We start from the raw sequence: 16,199 nt of genomic DNA on the forward strand, positions 1-16,199 counted from the left end.
AAGATTCAGTTATCGCACAGCCCGGGAATCCAGGCAGAAATAGCCCATGCCACAACCCGCGAACGGGCTGCGGCATGGGCCGAAACTGCAGCAGGGCGATCAGCTGGCGACGCTGCGAATCTGCTGGGCAAGCACCTCTAATCCATCGCGCAGCAGTGCTTCGCCGATCACCAGCGGCGGCAGCAGGCGCAGCACATTGCCGTGCGTACCGCAGGTCAGGGTCAGCACCCCGGCTCGATGGCAGGCCTTGGAAACCGCCGCGGCTGCATCGGCGCGCGGCGCCAAGCTGCCCCGGTCGGCGAACTCGATAGCCAGCATGGCTCCGCGGCCGCGGACCTCGGCAACCACCGGGCTCTGCTGCATCAGTGGTTCAAGAACCTCGCGGGACACCCGCTCGATGAGCTGGGCGTTATCCAGAAGCATCCCATCCTCGAACTGCTCGAATACAGCCAGCGCCGCTTCGCAAGCCAGCGGGTTGCCAGCATAGGTGCCGCCCAGGCCGCCAGCGTGCGGGGCATTCATCAGCTCGGCGCGCCCAGTCACCGCGGACAGCGGAACTCCGTTGGCCAGGGCCTTGGCCGTGAGGATCAGGTCACCTGCCACGCCCTCGTGCTCCGAAGCGAATAGCTTCCCGGTGCGCCCCATGCCGGCCTGGATCTCGTCGATGACCAGCACAATACCGTGCTTGTCGGCCAGCTTGCGCAGCCCCGGGATGAACCCGGCCATCGGGACAACGAAACCTCCTTCGCCCTGAATCGGCTCGATCACCATCGCGGCGAAAGTCTGGGGGCCGTAGTCCATCAAGGTCTGCTCGACGGACGCCAGGACCGCTTCGACGGTGGCCGCTCCCCCAGAGGGCCGCAACGGGTTGGCCGAGGCGGCGCGCACGATATGCTCGGGCATCGGGCCGAAATTCATCTTGTACGGATTGATCTTGGCAGTCATGCCCATGGTCAGCAGCGAACGGCCGTGGTAGGCCTCGTCGAAGACCAGCACGTTAGCGCGTCCGGTGGCAGCACGGGCGATCTTGACCGCGTTCTCCACGGCCTCGGCCCCGGTGGAGAACAGCGCTGTGCGCTTCTCGAACTCGCCGGGGGTGTGCTGGTTCAACCAGCTGCACACCTGGGTGAAGGATTCGTACTCGGTGACCATGAAGCAGGTATGGGTGAAGTCCGCCAGCTGCTTGGCCACGCGTTCGGCCACGCGGCGGTTCGCGGCACCCAGTGAAGTCACGGCAATCCCCGAGGCGAAGTCGATCAGGCGATTTCCGTCGACGTCTTCGATAATCCCGCCATCGGCGCGGCTGACGAAGACCGGCAAGGTGACGCCAAAACCGCTACTGACCTGTTGCACCCGCTGCTCATGGAGGGCCGCAGAGCGCGGGCCGGGGATGCTGGTGGCAAGGTGCCTGGTCTGGGACAAGGTTGGGGCGTCGGTGGAAGCAAGGGTTTCAGTCATGGCTCAAGCCTAGAAATCCCCGTGACACGCGTCACTGGTCATTGCATCCAAGTCCAGCATCTTTCTTGGATAATTTACCCAATGATTACGCTTTTGCAGCTGGGCGCGGAGTTGGGCACCGAGTTCTTCCCTGCCAGCACCGGAACCTTCCGTGCCCAGCCGGTCAGCGGGGTGCACGTCTCTGAGCTGGAAGATCCCACCACCTATCTGGATGGCGGCGAGCTGCTGCTGACCACCGGCATGCCATTCGCCGCGAGCGAGGAAGCTTCCCGCGCATACATGCGCCGGCTGCAGGACAAAAAGGTCTGCGCCGTGGGACTGGGGCTGGGTCCATGGCTTCGCACGGTGCCTGAGCACGTCATCGCCGCCTGCGACGCTGCCGGCATAGAGCTGGGGATCGTCCCGGACCAAGTGCCCTTCCAGAACATTTCACGGGCATACTGGCGCCTGGCCTCACGTGATCAGGCTTCGAACCTGATGGGTTCCTTGGGCACGCAGACTGCCTTGGCGCGTGCCGCCGTACGCCCGGATGCCATCAATGCAGTCGTGTGGGGCTTGGCTGAGGCAGTGAACGGCTGGGCCGCCTATCTTTCCGTCGATTCCCGGCCGGCGGCCTGCTACCCGGCATCCGCCGAAGCGTTCCTGGGCGAACTCCGCCACGAGTCCATGCGCTTTCGGCGCAATGGCATGCCCTCGGCGTCCACCTTCGAGGTCCAGGGCCACGAAGTAGCGCTCTATCCCATCCTGTCCGGAACCACGATCCACGGATATCTCGGAGTTGCCGCCGGGCGCAGGCCGACCAAGGCCGACCGGCAGATCATCATGACGGCCTGCACGTTGCTCTCCTTGCGCGCCAGGCAACGGGAATTGGCTGCCAGCACGAATAACGCGCTCAGCTCGGCCACCGCAAAATTGTTGCTGCATGGCCAGCCCGAGGCGGCACGCCTGGTCGGGGAAGAAGCCGGATTGGGCAGAATACCTGTTCGTGTGCGAATCCTGCTGTACCGGGCAGGTGCCGATACCGATGCAGCAACCGCACTTCATGCGCTGCCCTCGCTGGCGCGCCCCGCCGCCTTGCCCGATGTCGCCGCAGCGGTACGCGAGTGCCAGCTTCACTATGAGGACGGCGCCGAACATTATTTGATACTTCCCGAACCCGCAGACAGTTCCGGCAATGGCGAGGCAGTGGCACCGCAGGCTGCAACCGCAACGGGCCCGATGGCGTGCGGGCGATTTGATTCCCCCGCACCCGAAGTCCACGCCGTACTCTCCCAACCATTGAATTTGGCCGAGATCCCTGCCAATTTGCCTGCCCTGCGCCAAACGCTGGACGCTGTCCCGTTCGGGACCATGGCCTGCGGCGCCCCGGGCTTCGATGCCAGCGCAGAGACCTGGGTCAAGGCCCTCGCAGCGTACGCGCGCGCCGATCTGCTCTCCGCGGTCACCTCCTACCTGCGCCATCGCGGCCATTGGGAAGAAGCCTCCCGCGAATTGGGCATCCACCGAAATTCCTTGCGCCACCGCATCACCGTGGCCCAGGAATTGCTTGGCGCCAATCTCGATGATCCCGATGCCGCCGCCTCGCTCTGGCTGGCCCTGCGCCGGGCACAGAAATAGGCACGCCGCAGTCTCTGCAATAGCCAGATCCCGCGGCGTGCCCTAAGTACAGCCGTCAGCCCTTGAGCCGAGTCCGGCTATCGTGCGGCGCACTGGCGCGTCGCGTTGCTGCGGCGTCCGGGCCGGTGGCACCGAGCTTGGCTTGCTGGCGGATGCTCAGCTTCTGCAGCAATTCCTCTTCCGCGAATTCGCCCGGCGCAATCCCGCGTGGCACCCGCAGCAAGAAGGCCATGCCCAGGATCCACCAAGCGGCGAAGAGCAGCCACGGCTGCCACCCGATGGCCGCCGGCATTCCCGGAAGATACAGCGAAATCAGGCCGGCGCAGAAGACCACCGACAGTACGCCGATGACCTTGCCGCCGTTTCCCGCACCGCCCACACGCAGCGGGCGTTGCATCTGCGGTTCGCGCTGGCGCAGAATCAAGAACGCCACGCCCACCAGCAGGTAGGCGATCACGATCGACGGCGAACCGGAATCCACCAGCCATCCGAGCATGGCGGTGCCGAAGAATGGAGCCAGAACGGAGAGACCGCCAATGAACAGCAGTGCATGGCTCGGTGTGCGGTACTTCGGATGCAGGTAGGCAAACCAGCGTGGCAGCATCCCGGAACTGGCCATCGCGTACATCAGCCGCGAAGCACCCATCAGCAACGAATTCCACGAGGTGAGGATGCCGGCAATGCCGCCGGCGATCAGCACCTTTGACATGATTTCGGAATTGAACAGTGCCCCCATCGCGTCGGCAGTGGCAAGTTCGGATCCGGAGAGCGCCGAAGCGCCCATTCCCGAGGCGGTGGCCAGGATGATCCCCACATACCAGGCGGTGGCGATCAGCACCGAAATCACCACGTACTTGCCAATTTTTCGCGGGGCGATGTCGCATTCCTCGGCGGACTGCGGGATCACGTCGAAGCCGACGAACATGAACGGCACCACGATCATCACGCCGAAGAAGCCGGCCACCCCGTTTTCGAAGAATGGTTCCATATTCCTGCTCTCGCCCCCGGTGAATGCGCCAGCAAGCAGCATTGCGCCGATGACGAAGAGGAAGAGCACCACGAAGGTCTGCACTACACCGGCGGTCTTGATACCCCGGATGTTAATCCAGGTGATCGCTATCGCACCGGCGACACCGACCAGCGCCCAAGTCAAGTAGACCTCTGAGCCAGCGATCTCCCATAATCTGATCTGCGAAAGCTCCGGGAAGAGATAGAGCACGGATTTGGGCAGTGCCACTGCTTCAAAGGCCACGATCGCAATGTAGCCGCCGACGATGGCCCACGAACCGGCAAAAGACCAGCGGGCGCCCATGGCGCGCAGCAAGTAGTTGTGCTCACCGCCTGCTTTCGGCATGGCCGCAACGAGTTCGGCATAGGTCAGGCCAACTACCGCCATGATGCCACCGCCAACCAGCATAGCCAGCGTGGCTCCGAACGGGCCGGCGGTGGTAATCCAGTCGCCGGTGAGCACGACCCAGCCAAAGCCGATCATCGCGCCCACGCCTATGGCCAAGGCATCCCAGCGGCCGAGGACCTTCTTGAGGCCTGGTTCTGCGGTGTGGTTCTTCGCGGTTTTTCCTGACATGGCAACCCCTTCTGGAAAGTTGATCAGGATCACACTATGCAAAATCGCGCCAAAGGGTATTGGATGTTTTGACTACATTTCAGGCTATTTTGCCCAAATCGGGAGGCTAGGCCTCGCCGGAGCGCTTCTTGCTGGCTTTCACCAGCGCGCGGTCGACCTCGTGAATGCCCAGGCAGAAGCCTGCGGACATGACCAGCGATTTGATAGTCAGTTCGGAAAGGTCATCAGCTACGTACACCAGCTGGATCGGTCCGGCCAGGACCAGCAGGACACCTGTCCACAGCACATACGCCCACGAGGTGCGCGCCTGCGCCATCACCGGGAAGCGTGCCCGTCGGCGAATCGTCCGCACGCCAATGGTGACAATGACGACGGCCAGAATCGCGGCGCCAATGAAGAAGAAATTGCGTTGGGTGCGGATCCAGGTCAAGGTGGTGCCAATAAGAACGCCGAAAAGTATCGAAGCCCACCAGCTGATACTGCGCAGTTGATCTTGCGCAGCGGTTGGTTCGCCTGTCCTCACGCCTCTCCCATCACTGATTGTCCCGAGCGCCCGGAACAACGCATCGTTCCTAGAATACGCGGTTCATCTCCCCGCAGACGAACGCGCAGCCGCACTGCGCATGCCGTGCCATGGCAGCAAGCGCAAGGGATTGGCGTCATGAGAGGATCAGCGTCCAGGTAACCACGGCAACCTCATCAGAATCGTTTTCCCAGCTATGCGGTTCACGCCCGGGGAAGGTGATCGTATCGCCTGCTTCGAGTTCTACGCGCTGATCAGGCAATACCAGGATGAATTTTCCAGCGATCACGTGCAGCACTTCCAGCTCGCAATCCACCGAATACAGCTCCGCTTCACCGGTGCCCTTGGGCGCAATCTCGGCGCGAATCATCTGCACCCGCTTCTCGCTGCGCGGCGTGACCAGCTGCTCCGTGATGCCGTCACCGCCCAGGGAAACACGGGGTGCCTGCTCCAGTCGGACCAGTTTCGTTTCAGGAACCTCGAAGAGGGTACCGACCTCCATGCCCAGCACTTCGCACAACCGCAAAAGAGTGGAAACCGAAGGGCTGGTCAGGTCGCGCTCCACACGCGAGAGGAAACCCTTGGTCAGTCCGGATAGCTCGGCGACCTGGTCAATGGTCATACGCTGGGTCTGGCGCACCCCGCGCAGCCTCGCACCGATATTGATCGCAGCACCGGTTGGTTCAACTGGCAAGGTTTTCATCGTTTGGCTCCTCGACGTTTTCTGCAGCAACAACCGCAACCACTTTGGCTTCAAGGCCTGCGGGGCAAGTTTACCAATGGTAAACACACCGCGCCCTCTACCGCGAGACTGCAGCGCTCACTAGACTCTGCCCATGGACAGCACCAAGGACAAGCTCTGCGGGTACCTGAACGACGCGCGCGAGAATGCGATCTACAAGGCAGAAGGCCTCGCCGAACACCTGGCACGCACTCCGCTCACCCCCACGGGCACCCATATCCTGGGAGTGCTGCACCATTTGGCGATCAATGAATACGAATATTTCGGCACCTGCCTCAAGCGCAGAGCCGATGACCGCTACGTTCGCGAATTCATTGCACCGCATGATCCCGACGCGGATTTCCTTCCGCCAGCAGATATGGATGCGCAACAGCTGATCGGCCTGTATCGGAAAGCCATCGCCTTCGCCGATGAAGCCATCAGCGACCTGCCCCTGGACTGCCCCGTAGAGGTACCGTGGTGGGGGCCAGCTGGCAAAACCACCTTGGATCACCTGCTCATCCATGCGCTCGCCGAGACCTCCCGGCATGCAGGGCATCTGGATATTATTCGCGAGCAGCTCGATGGCCGTGCTGGCTGGACCGCGCAACTGGATCTGCTGCCCGACTACACCGCGGGGCAATGGGCCGAACAACGCGAGAAGCTGCAGCAACTGGCCAATGCCTTTGCCCCGGGCAGCTGAGCCGCAGTCATATTACGCATTCGGACTTCACCGCGCCCTGCCGCCGGCGGTACCATCGGAAATGTTGCTTCACGAGACGCGGCGCCAAGCTCCGACTGGCCGCGCACCAACCCCAAGTTCATGGGTGGTTCGGATGAGGAAGCGGTCCGCGCACCAACAGGTGCACGGGCAAGAGCTCGCAAGAGAGTTGACCTCCATGGCATATCCGATTCTGCCCGTCATCGACCGCCAGACCGGCCAAGTGCAATTCAAGGCCGAGGGGCGCTGGCGCACCCGCTACGTTGCAGATCCGCTCAGGCTTGAACGGCTCATTGCCCGTTGCGCCCGCAGGCCGACCTATGATCCGGCCACTTCTGAATTGCAGCTGGTGCTGCCGGTAGCCGGAAATCCCGCGGGCAAGAGAATTGCTTTTAGCCTTGCCAAATTCCCAAGTGCAGGAGCCCTGACTAAACTGGGTGGTTGATCCGATCCACGGGTTTCATTGGAAAATCCATGTTCCAGGAGAGTCATCGTCGCGATGCCACAGCACCCAGAAACCGAACCTACCAAAGCGCAGATCCAGCGATGGCGCAAGTATCTCGCAGATGAAGTCGCCGAAGGCTCCATCTACAGGGCCCTCGCGGAAAAGAAAACCGGTCAAGAACGGCAAATCCTGCTGGGCCTTGCAGAGGCGGAAGCCCGCCACGAATCCCACTGGCGCGTCCTGCTCGGCGAGCATTTCAAGGAAGTCCGCCCGTCGCTGCGACGCACCATGCTGCGTTTCCTGGCATTGCATTTCGGTTCGGTCTTCGTGCTGGCCATGGCCCAGCGCTCCGAAAGCAGTTCGCCCTACCGCGACGACAAGGACGCCACCGCGCAGATGGCGGCCGACGAACAGGTCCACGAAGAGGTCGTCCGGGCGCTGGCTACAGCAGGCCGTGCGCGCCTTTCGGGCAACTTCCGCGCTGCGGTCTTCGGCGCCAACGACGGGCTGGTTTCCAACCTGGCGTTGATCATGGGTATCGGTGCGACCGGTGTTTCAGCGACCTTCGTGCTGTTCTCCGGTGTTGCCGGTTTGCTGGCCGGCGCACTGTCCATGGCAGCTGGCGAGTACGTCTCGGTGCGTTCCCAGCGCGAGCTGCTGACCGCCTCGCGACCAACCCAGGTCACGCTGACCGCCGCCCCGAACCTCGATCTGGACGCCAACGAGCTGGTGCTGATCTACAAGGCCCGCGGAATGAGCGATGAAGATGCAGCGCACCGGGCCGCAGAACGCATGGGCCTGTTCACCTGCGATTGCAACCCCGACTTCTCGTTGAACCCGGAAGGCCGCGGCGAAGAACTCGAGAAGGAGCACCAGGAACTGGGGTCGGCCACCGGCGCGGCGGCCACCTCGTTCATCCTTTTCGCTTCCGGCGCGGTCGTGCCGATCCTGCCTTATATCCTTGGGCTCTCCGGCATGACCGCGATCCTCGTCTCGGTAGTCCTGGTAGGCGTGGCCCTGATGATCACCGGAGGGATCGTGGGACTGCTTTCCGGTGCCTCCCCGCTCAAGCGCGGCCTGCGCCAGCTAGCCATCGGCTGGGGCGCAGCGGCCATCACCTACTGCTTGGGCCTGATCTTCGACGTCAGCATCGGATAGCAGCCTGCTGCGATTCGAATGCCGGTACAGCTTTGGCTCTACCGGCATTTTCCATGCCGTGCTCTAGCTGTTCTCCGGCCGCCGGGTACGCCGGCGCAGGGTTTGCATGCTCTGGATGAACTCCATCGCTTCTTCGGCGGTTTCCACCAGAGCAATCTTCTGTTCCATGACACGGTCCTTGGCCAGGGCCTGAAGCAGCGGCCAAGCAGGCAGATCCCTCGTCCAATAGTCCTTGCCGATCAGCACCATCGGCACCACGCGAGCACCGGTAGCGTAGTAGTTTTCGCAGGCATCCTGGAAGATTTCCTGCACCGTGCCAGCGGCCCCGGGCAGAACTACCAGCCCGCCGTTGGACTGCTCCAGCAGAATCGCTTCACGAATGGAATTGGTGAAGAACTTGGCAATCTGGGTGGCAAACAGATTCGGCGGCTCATGGCCGTAGAACCAGGTTGGCACGCCCAGGGACTGCCGCTGGCTCGGGAAACGCTCCTTGACCATCAACGCAGTTCTCGCCCAGCCGGTGCGCTGATGGATCGCATCTGGCGCTTCGGCCAGCATCTGCAATGCCGTAGCGACATCTTCTGGTCCGTAATCGGCCAGCCACGCACCGGCATTGGCGGCTTCCATTGCGCCGGGGCCTCCACCGGTGGCGACCGCGTAGCCGGCCCGGGTAATCATGCGCCCAAGCTCCAAAGCTTGCGCATACTGCGCAGTGCCCCGGCTCATCGCATGCCCGCCCATCACCCCGATAATCGGGGTTTCCTTGAACGTGCCCTCGTACACCGCCGAGACCAGCGCCTGGCCAATGTGGTGATCATGCAGGGTTCTTGCCAGCGCATTGCTATCGCTATCGGAATTCACCGCTGCATGCTGCTGGGAGTACGCGTAGATCTTCGCATCAGGCACATGCTCGTAGGTCTGCGTCCGGATCCCCGAGTACAACTCATGCGGCGAATACAAACCGCGAGCCACCGTCTCGAAGGGAAGCTCCTCCCCCGAGCTCATGCACAGCCCGCCAGTGGCTTGCACGATCTGCGCTCCTTGCGCGGAATACTGGCAATCGATGAATAGCGCTTCGGAAAGATCCAAGGATTCCAGCACGGTATCCCGTTCGCGCAGATCAACACGGTGCACTCGCCAGCCTTTTCCGCGTGCGCGGTGGGAAGCCAGCGCTTCGGCTGCGAGACGGTCGAATTCAACGAGCGTCGTTATGTTCACTGCGCGTGCTGGAAGGTAGGGCCACACTTGGGACATGCGTCAACGCTACGTCATAGATAGTGATTATTCACAGAAAGGCCCTTCAACTTTCGCGAAGGCCCGGAACGTGAAACGATGAGAGGATGATTGAATCTGTTCCACCAACCATTGATGCCCGCCACTTATTGGCTTTTCTGGGCAACGTTCCTTTCTTCTATGGAAAGAACCTGGCTGCAGAAGCAAATTCCGTGGTTGACGTGGAATTCGACGAAAGCACCCACCAGATCGAAGGCACCGTCACCGATTCTGGCGAAGAATATTCTCCGATGATCCAGGTCCTCATGGACGGTGGAGAGTGGAAGATCGAATCGTGCGAGTGCACCTGCGACGCACCGGGCATCTGCTCGCACATCGCGGCACTGGCTATTGTCTCCAACAAGATCGCTTCCCAGCCACGCCCCGTGCCTGCCCGGGAAGAGAAGCCGAACACAGTTTGGTCGCAGCAAATCGATTCATGGTTTGAAGAGTCCGAGCCGGGCCCGGCCGATGGCCTGCTTGGTTCGCAGCACGATCCGGTAGTGCCGATGGCGCTTCAGTTCCTGCTCTTCGATTCGAAGGACGCCACCCAGCAGCAACAATGGATGCCGACCGGAACCATCCCGCACCCGACCCGCAATAAGCGCTTCCGCTTGGGAGTGCGCCCAATGGTTCGCAACACCGAAGGCCGTTGGGTTCGTGGCCAGCTTCGCTGGACCACCCTGGGCTTCAAGACCTACGGCTGGAACCTGCTGCGGGCGCAGCACCACTGGTTTACCCGCTTTGCCTCCATGGCGCGCAGCGACAGCCAGCTGCAGTTCAAGGTGGATGAAGACTGGCTGTTCCTGGACGAGTACGCTTCCGAGCTGCTCTGGCCACTGCTTGACCAAGCTGATGAGCTGGGAATTCCGCTGATCACGACCCGATCCGAGCAGCGCGTGCGCATCGTTGCTCCAGCCAGCTTCAGCATGCAGGCCTCCCTGGATGAGCAACGGTTGCAATTGGACGGTGTCCTGCACATTGCAAACCAGGATCTCATTCTCGATCCGGAGGCACCAAGCGGTGTCATCGCCGAGCATGGTTTCTATGCCCAGTTGGCTCAGCCTGATGAGATTTGGCTCGCGCCAAGTGTTGAGCCGATTCCTGACGCGCACCGCCGCTGGTATGTTGACCGCCGTCCGGTCACCGTGCCTAGGCCGGAGATCAACGATTTCTTTGAATCCTCCTACCCGCGTTTGGCCCGCCGTTTCGAGCTGCGTAGCGTTAGCGACGAGCTGGAATTGCCTGCTTTGAAACCGCCCTATGTGCAGGCGACCGTGGTCTACAAGCGCGAATTCAACGAGAATAACGAACCGAACGACACCGCCGCGCTGGACTTCCAGATCCTCTACCCGGGGATCCCTGGCGACCAGGAAGTGTATGACCTTGAGGCCGAGGAACTGCTTCAGGCCGCAGTGCATGAAGTTTTCCTGGTCCATGAAGAAAGCGGCAATCCCAACTTGTCGCCGAAGTTCTACGCCCGCGATGACACCATCGATTTCGTCACCGAGATCCTCCCCGCGCTAGAACGCATTCCTGAAGTCAAGCTGGTTGAGAAGGGTACCCGGCCGAAATTCCGTCAGCTGCGTGAACTTCCTCAGCTGAAGATCAATGCCGTGAATCATGAACGGACCGACTGGCTGGACCTTGGCTTGCTGATCACCGTGGGCAACCACGAGGTTCCTTTCTCGCAGATCGTCGAGGCCATGAGCAATGGCCAGATGAAGCTGCGCCTGCCGGATAACACTTGGTTCTCGTTGAACCACCCCATGTTCGCCAAGCTCAAGGCGCTCGTTGACGAGGCGCAGGCAATGAATGACAAGCCGAAGGAGGGAGACCTGAAGCTTACGGTCTTCCAAATCTCATTGTTCGAAGAACTTGATGAGATGGCTGAAGGCATTGACGGCGCGGACTTGTTTATCGCACGCATGCGTTCACTGCTCAAGGTCGCTGAAGCCCACCACGCGCAGGTGCCGAACACGCTGAACGCCCAATTGCGCCCTTACCAGGTTGAAGGGTTCCACTGGCTCTCTCGCCTGTACGAAGGCGGATTCGGCGGAATCCTCGCCGATGACATGGGCTTGGGCAAGACCTTGCAAACGATTGCCCTGATTCTCCATGCCCACAAGCTCTGGGCCGATCCGCAGGCATGTGCTCAGCTGCCCGCAACCCAGCGCACCCGTCTGCCGTTCTTGGTCGTCGCACCGAGCTCGGTGGTTTCCAACTGGGAAATGGAAATCAACAAGTTCGCCCCATCCTTGCGGGTAGTCAGCGTCGAGGGCACCTTGCCTTCGCCACGGCAGCTGAGGGAACTGGCCGAGAATTACGATGTCATTCTCACGACCTATACCCTGTTGCGTCTGAACGACGAGATTTACGAGGCGCAGCGCTTTGCCGGCTTGATCCTCGATGAGGCGCAGTTCGTGAAGAACAAATCCACCAAGGCGCACCGCACCGCGGTGAACCTGCAGACCAATTTCAAATTGGCCGTCACTGGTACCCCGATGGAAAACAACCTTTCCGAGCTCGGTGCTTTGCTGTCGCTGATTGCTCCGGCATTGTTCCTGAACACAACACGCTTTAATCGCCAATTCGCCCGCCCCATCGAAGTGCTGGGCGACAAGGACACCCTTGCATTGCTGCAGCGTCGCATCAAGCCATTCATGCTGCGCCGCACCAAGGAATCCGTGGTGCTGGATCTTCCGGCCAAGCAGGAGCAACAGCTTCTGGTGCGCCTTTCCGAAGAGCACCAGCATGTCTACGACACCCATCTGAACCGCGAACGCCAGAAAATCTTGCACCTGGTTGAAGATCTGGATCGCAACCGCTTCACCATTTTCCAGTCGCTGACCCATCTGCGCATGCTGGCCCTGGAGCCTTCATTAGTGGATCCAGCGCTGTCGGACGTACCTGGTTCAAAGCTGGAAGCACTCTTCGACCAGCTCGATGATGTGGTGGGCGAAGGCCACCGTGCGCTGATCTTCAGCCAGTTCACCTCGTATCTGAAGGTGCTTGCCGACAAGCTGACCGAGCGTGGCGTGAAGTTCGTTTACCTGGACGGCAATACCCGCAACCGCGCCAAGGTCATCGAGCAGTTCAAGGAAGGCGAAGCTCCGCTGTTCTTGATCTCCTTGAAAGCCGGCGGATTCGGCTTGAACCTGACCGAAGCGGACTACTGCTTCTTGCTGGATCCATGGTGGAACCCAGCCGTGGAAGCCCAGGCTATCGACCGTACGCACCGCATCGGCCAGACGCGACAGGTGATGGTGTACCGAATGATTTCGCAGGGCACCATCGAAGAGAAGGTTGTGGCGCTGCAGGAAAGCAAACGCAAGCTGATCTCGACAGTGATGGATGAAGCCGATGGATTCTCCAAGGCCTTGACCGCCCAAGATATCCGAGGACTGCTTGAGTAACAGGTTGATTAAATCCGCCGTATTAGCAGGCGGCGCTCAGTAAAACCCTGTATATTCGAAGTGACCGATGATGTGCGCTACGCCACACATAGTGCGTTCATCGGGCAAGCGCCCAGACGGATCCTCGTCCGGGCGATACGAACGACAAAGGCGGTAATAACCGTGTCCCTGATTAAATCGGAGACTCTCAGTACCCCCGATGATGACTGGATGAGTGCATCGGTGAGTATCAACAACGATCGTGTGGTGATTGAAACCGAACAGGAACGCCTGTCCCTGGAAAACGACCGGCTTCTGGAAAAGATTCGCAGAGTTCTGGCGTCTCCGCTCGAAGAGATTTTCTATAACCCGAAGCACCGGATGCTCCTGATTCCGGGCGCGTTCGCTGCCATCGGCTCTTCATTCCTGAGAGTTGATACTGAAGCTGCTGCCGGCCTCCGCGGCTAGCCTGCTTCGACTACATGCCCCAAGCTGCCCACCAGCAATCTTGGGGCATTTTTGTGCCCTGTGGACTGAGCGCCAACCGCTGCTGAACAGCGTGCGTTTTTTACCGTCGGAAGCCCCCATTTGCCACCGGATTCAGGACCTTCAAGTGCACCGTTTTCGCGTTGTTTCGCTGATTTCCAACCCCTGGCGCTCCGAGTCCTTCGACACAATTTCGGCTTTTCGCGCACCTCGATCCACAACTTGGCCAATGGCTCGTTTGCCCCATGCTTCCGTGGGTATTCGGCGGTAGGTCCACGCAGGATTCGACTGCTCCCATGGGCACGCATACGCCCCTGGAGAGCCCCTCGATCAGGGAATTAATCCAATTTTTGGTAAACTTAATGATTGTCCGCTTAAGCGTTTCATCGCTCAATGCCGGTTTTTCGCCGGATTTTTGAGTAGAAATCTATCGATTTCGACGAGTCACACGGCGACCGCAACCAGCTCAAGGAGCAGCTATTTCGCTCCTCATTCTTGTGGATGAATATGGTCGCCGGCACCGGGACAAGATCAAGAAAGATATGAGGAGTGAAACTATGGAAGCAAAAAACACACGGAAGCAGCGATTCCTGAGGAAACGCCGCCTGAAGGTAGAAGACGTCAACGTCGTCGATAATTCGATGCTCAAGAAAGCCATCGGCGGTACCGTCGTTGGCAATTTGATGGAATGGTACGACGTAGGTGTCTACGGCTATCTTGCAGTAATTATCGGCAAGCTCTTCATGCCCGACACCGTCGAGCCTGCAATCCAAACCCTGTTCAGCCTAGGCGTATTCGCTGTCACCTTCGTCGCGCGCCCGCTTGGTGGCGTGATTTTGGGCCAGCTGGGTGACCGAGTAGGACGCCAGAAGATTCTGGTCTTCACCCTGCTCATGATGGCAACGGCCACGTTTGGCATCGGAATCCTCCCGGATTACTCGGTATGGGGTGTAGCAGCACCAATTCTCCTGGTCGTGTTGAAGCTTGCCCAGGGCTTCTCCACTGGCGGCGAGTACGCCGGTGCTACTACGTTCATTACCGAATACGCCCCGGACAAGCGTCGTGGATTCTTCGCCTCGCTGCTGGATCTAGGTTCCTACATGGGCTTCGCCCTGGGTGCCGCCTTCGTCTCCATCCTCCAGCTGACCCTGAGCGACGATGTCATGGAAGGCTTCGCATGGCGCATTCCATTCCTGGTGGCCCTTCCACTGGGTGTTATCGCACTGTGGTTCCGCGCCAAGATCGAAGACACTCCAGCCTTCAAGGAAGCCCAGGAAGCCGCTAACCGCGCGAGCGAGGACGCACGGAGCGCTGCCGATGCCCCGAAGGGCGTCATCGACCTGGTGAAGGCCTACTGGCGCGAATTGCTCACCGGCTTCGTACTGGTATCGGCTGCCAACACCGCCGGTTACGCACTGACCAGCTACATGCCTACGTACCTCACCGAGACGCTGGAATACGATCCGGTGCACGGCAATCTGCTGACCCTGCCGATCCTGGTGGGCATGTCCTTGTGCATCCCGTTGGCGGGCAAGCTTTCCGATAGCGTGGGCCGTCGCAAGGTCCTGTTCATTGGTTCGGTTTCGGCCATCGTCCTGGCTATCCCGGCCTTCCTGTTCATGATGCATGGCCAGATCTGGTCCACCCTGCTTGGCCTTGCGCTGCTGGCTGTCCCGGTAGTCTTCTACGTTGCCAATCTGGCTTCGTCGTTGCCAGCGCTGTTCCCAACCGCCTCGCGTTACGGTGGCATGGGCATCTCGTACAACTTCGCCGTAGCCATCTTTGGTGGCTTCGCGCCGTTCATCATGCAGGCGTTGGTGACCCTGACCAAATCCTCCCTGGCTCCGGCCTTCTGGGTTATGGGCACCTCGGTCGCGGGTTTCATTGCGGTCTGCTACCTGCGCGAATCCGCTCGCAAGCCATTGCCCGGCTCGCTGCCTTCGGTCGCGTCGGAAGCGGAAGCCATTGAGCTAGTTGAAACCCAGGACGAGAACCCTGACCTCGATGTCGAAGCGCTCTTCGAGCAGGTTCCTGAATTGGAAATGAACTACCAGCAGGAGATTGCAGACGCCGAGGCGGAGCAGTCCGAGGCTAGATAGCCTCGCAATAGGGTTAAGCGATGGCGGAGCCGGTTCCAAGCGGAACCAGCCCCGCCATTGTTGTATCCGGCTCAACGGCTAGGAGGATTGGCAGTAGGATTCATAGGCTGCTTGCGCAGCCCATTGAGCCATCGCATCCAGCCTCAGCTTGCAGTCAAGGATTCCGAATTCGGAGTCGGACCAGGTATCGAAGACCAGCGTGTAGCGGCTCTGCTGCTCGTTGAGGCATTGAACGCTATATGTGTAGGTCACGGGACGCGCTGCCCAGTAGCCCAGAAGCCCCGCAGACTGGTCGGAGCTTCTGATCAACGATTCCAGCCCGTCACTGGCATCGTAGGGCTCTTCGGCGACAGTGGTTTCGGAGACGGCGCTGGCTGCCATGAGCACTTCATTGACGTTGTCCCACTTGGGACGAGGGCTGAAGCTGATAGTCGAGCCGGTGGGTGCGTCGATCAGAGTTTGGCGCATCTGCTGATCGTGGAACCGGTCGACCCGGATCAGCTGCGGTGCGCCACGCAACTGACCGCCACTGGCAATGTACGGCCGATCGCAGGAACTTGCCGTTTCGGGGCTCAAAGGCATCGGCCCCGTACTTTCGCCGACCTCCGGGCTCGTGCATGATGCCAATGCCAGGGATAAGCACGCTAGTGTTGCCCAGTAGCTTCTCCGCATCATCGGCAATCCTTTTTCATTAGACCCTGGAACCATATATTCTAATC

The 16,199-nt window shown here is 60.4% G+C and carries 13 protein-coding genes and 1 riboswitch; of the genes, 7 read left to right on the forward strand and 6 right to left on the reverse strand.

Annotation, left to right across the window (positions count from 1 at the left end; genetic code table 11):
* Positions 1-99: 99 nt before the first annotated feature.
* Positions 100-1,458: an aminotransferase class III-fold pyridoxal phosphate-dependent enzyme gene (locus tag ACIOTN_RS16170; protein WP_402735717.1), complete on the reverse strand. Its 1,359-nt coding sequence runs from the start codon at positions 1,456-1,458 to the stop codon at positions 100-102.
* An 81-nt stretch (positions 1,459-1,539) separates the two neighbouring features.
* Between ACIOTN_RS16170 and ACIOTN_RS16175 the strand changes: the two genes are divergently transcribed.
* Positions 1,540-3,075 (forward strand): PucR family transcriptional regulator, encoded by a 1,536-nt coding sequence (locus ACIOTN_RS16175; protein ID WP_402735718.1) that lies wholly within the window; start codon positions 1,540-1,542, stop codon positions 3,073-3,075.
* A 55-nt stretch (positions 3,076-3,130) separates the two neighbouring features.
* On the opposite strand, the gene ACIOTN_RS16180 is transcribed toward ACIOTN_RS16175, so the two are convergent.
* From ACIOTN_RS16180 to ACIOTN_RS16190, 3 genes are all read right to left on the reverse strand, one after another.
* Entirely contained in the window at positions 3,131-4,660 is a 1,530-nt protein-coding gene (locus ACIOTN_RS16180; RefSeq protein ID WP_402735719.1) for an APC family permease, read from the reverse strand.
* 106 nt (positions 4,661-4,766) lie between these two features.
* Positions 4,767-5,183: a hypothetical protein gene (locus ACIOTN_RS16185; protein ID WP_133833221.1), complete on the reverse strand. Its 417-nt coding sequence runs from the start codon at positions 5,181-5,183 to the stop codon at positions 4,767-4,769.
* Between the two features lie 136 nt (positions 5,184-5,319).
* Positions 5,320-5,886 carry a helix-turn-helix domain-containing protein gene (locus ACIOTN_RS16190; protein WP_105661607.1) on the reverse strand — a complete coding sequence of 189 codons (567 nt, stop codon included), beginning with the start codon at positions 5,884-5,886 and terminating at the stop codon, positions 5,320-5,322.
* Between the two features lie 133 nt (positions 5,887-6,019).
* Here ACIOTN_RS16190 and ACIOTN_RS16195 point away from each other — a divergent pair, with 133 nt between their 5' ends.
* From ACIOTN_RS16195 to ACIOTN_RS16205, 3 genes are all read left to right on the forward strand, one after another.
* Positions 6,020-6,607 (forward strand): DinB family protein, encoded by a 588-nt coding sequence (locus tag ACIOTN_RS16195; RefSeq protein WP_402735720.1) that lies wholly within the window; start codon positions 6,020-6,022, stop codon positions 6,605-6,607.
* A gap of 67 nt (positions 6,608-6,674) precedes the next feature.
* Positions 6,675-6,788, forward strand: a riboswitch (SAM riboswitch).
* Between the two features lie 15 nt (positions 6,789-6,803).
* Entirely contained in the window at positions 6,804-7,070 is a 267-nt protein-coding gene (locus ACIOTN_RS16200) for a hypothetical protein (protein ID WP_105657317.1), read from the forward strand.
* Positions 7,071-7,124: 54 nt separating this feature from the next.
* Positions 7,125-8,228, forward strand: coding sequence for a VIT1/CCC1 transporter family protein (locus tag ACIOTN_RS16205; protein WP_105657316.1), 1,104 nt, complete (start codon positions 7,125-7,127; stop codon positions 8,226-8,228).
* 63 nt (positions 8,229-8,291) lie between these two features.
* Here ACIOTN_RS16205 and ACIOTN_RS16210 read toward each other — a convergent pair whose 3' ends face one another.
* Entirely contained in the window at positions 8,292-9,482 is a 1,191-nt protein-coding gene (locus ACIOTN_RS16210; protein ID WP_105657315.1) for an LOG family protein, read from the reverse strand.
* A gap of 86 nt (positions 9,483-9,568) precedes the next feature.
* Between ACIOTN_RS16210 and ACIOTN_RS16215 the strand changes: the two genes are divergently transcribed.
* From ACIOTN_RS16215 to ACIOTN_RS16225, 3 genes are all read left to right on the forward strand, one after another.
* Positions 9,569-12,916: an SNF2-related protein gene (locus ACIOTN_RS16215; RefSeq protein ID WP_402735721.1), complete on the forward strand. Its 3,348-nt coding sequence runs from the start codon at positions 9,569-9,571 to the stop codon at positions 12,914-12,916.
* 162 nt (positions 12,917-13,078) lie between these two features.
* Entirely contained in the window at positions 13,079-13,363 is a 285-nt protein-coding gene (locus ACIOTN_RS16220; RefSeq protein WP_146112257.1) for a hypothetical protein, read from the forward strand.
* 575 nt (positions 13,364-13,938) lie between these two features.
* Positions 13,939-15,480, forward strand: coding sequence for an MFS transporter (locus ACIOTN_RS16225; RefSeq protein WP_402735722.1), 1,542 nt, complete (start codon positions 13,939-13,941; stop codon positions 15,478-15,480).
* Positions 15,481-15,558: 78 nt separating this feature from the next.
* On the opposite strand, the gene ACIOTN_RS16230 is transcribed toward ACIOTN_RS16225, so the two are convergent.
* Positions 15,559-16,062 carry a hypothetical protein gene (locus ACIOTN_RS16230; RefSeq protein WP_402735723.1) on the reverse strand — a complete coding sequence of 168 codons (504 nt, stop codon included), beginning with the start codon at positions 16,060-16,062 and terminating at the stop codon, positions 15,559-15,561.
* Positions 16,063-16,199: the final 137 nt, after the last annotated feature.

The sequence above is a fragment of the Glutamicibacter sp. NPDC087661 genome (genome assembly GCF_044743275.1).
In the GTDB taxonomy this organism is placed as follows: domain Bacteria; phylum Actinomycetota; class Actinomycetes; order Actinomycetales; family Micrococcaceae; genus Glutamicibacter.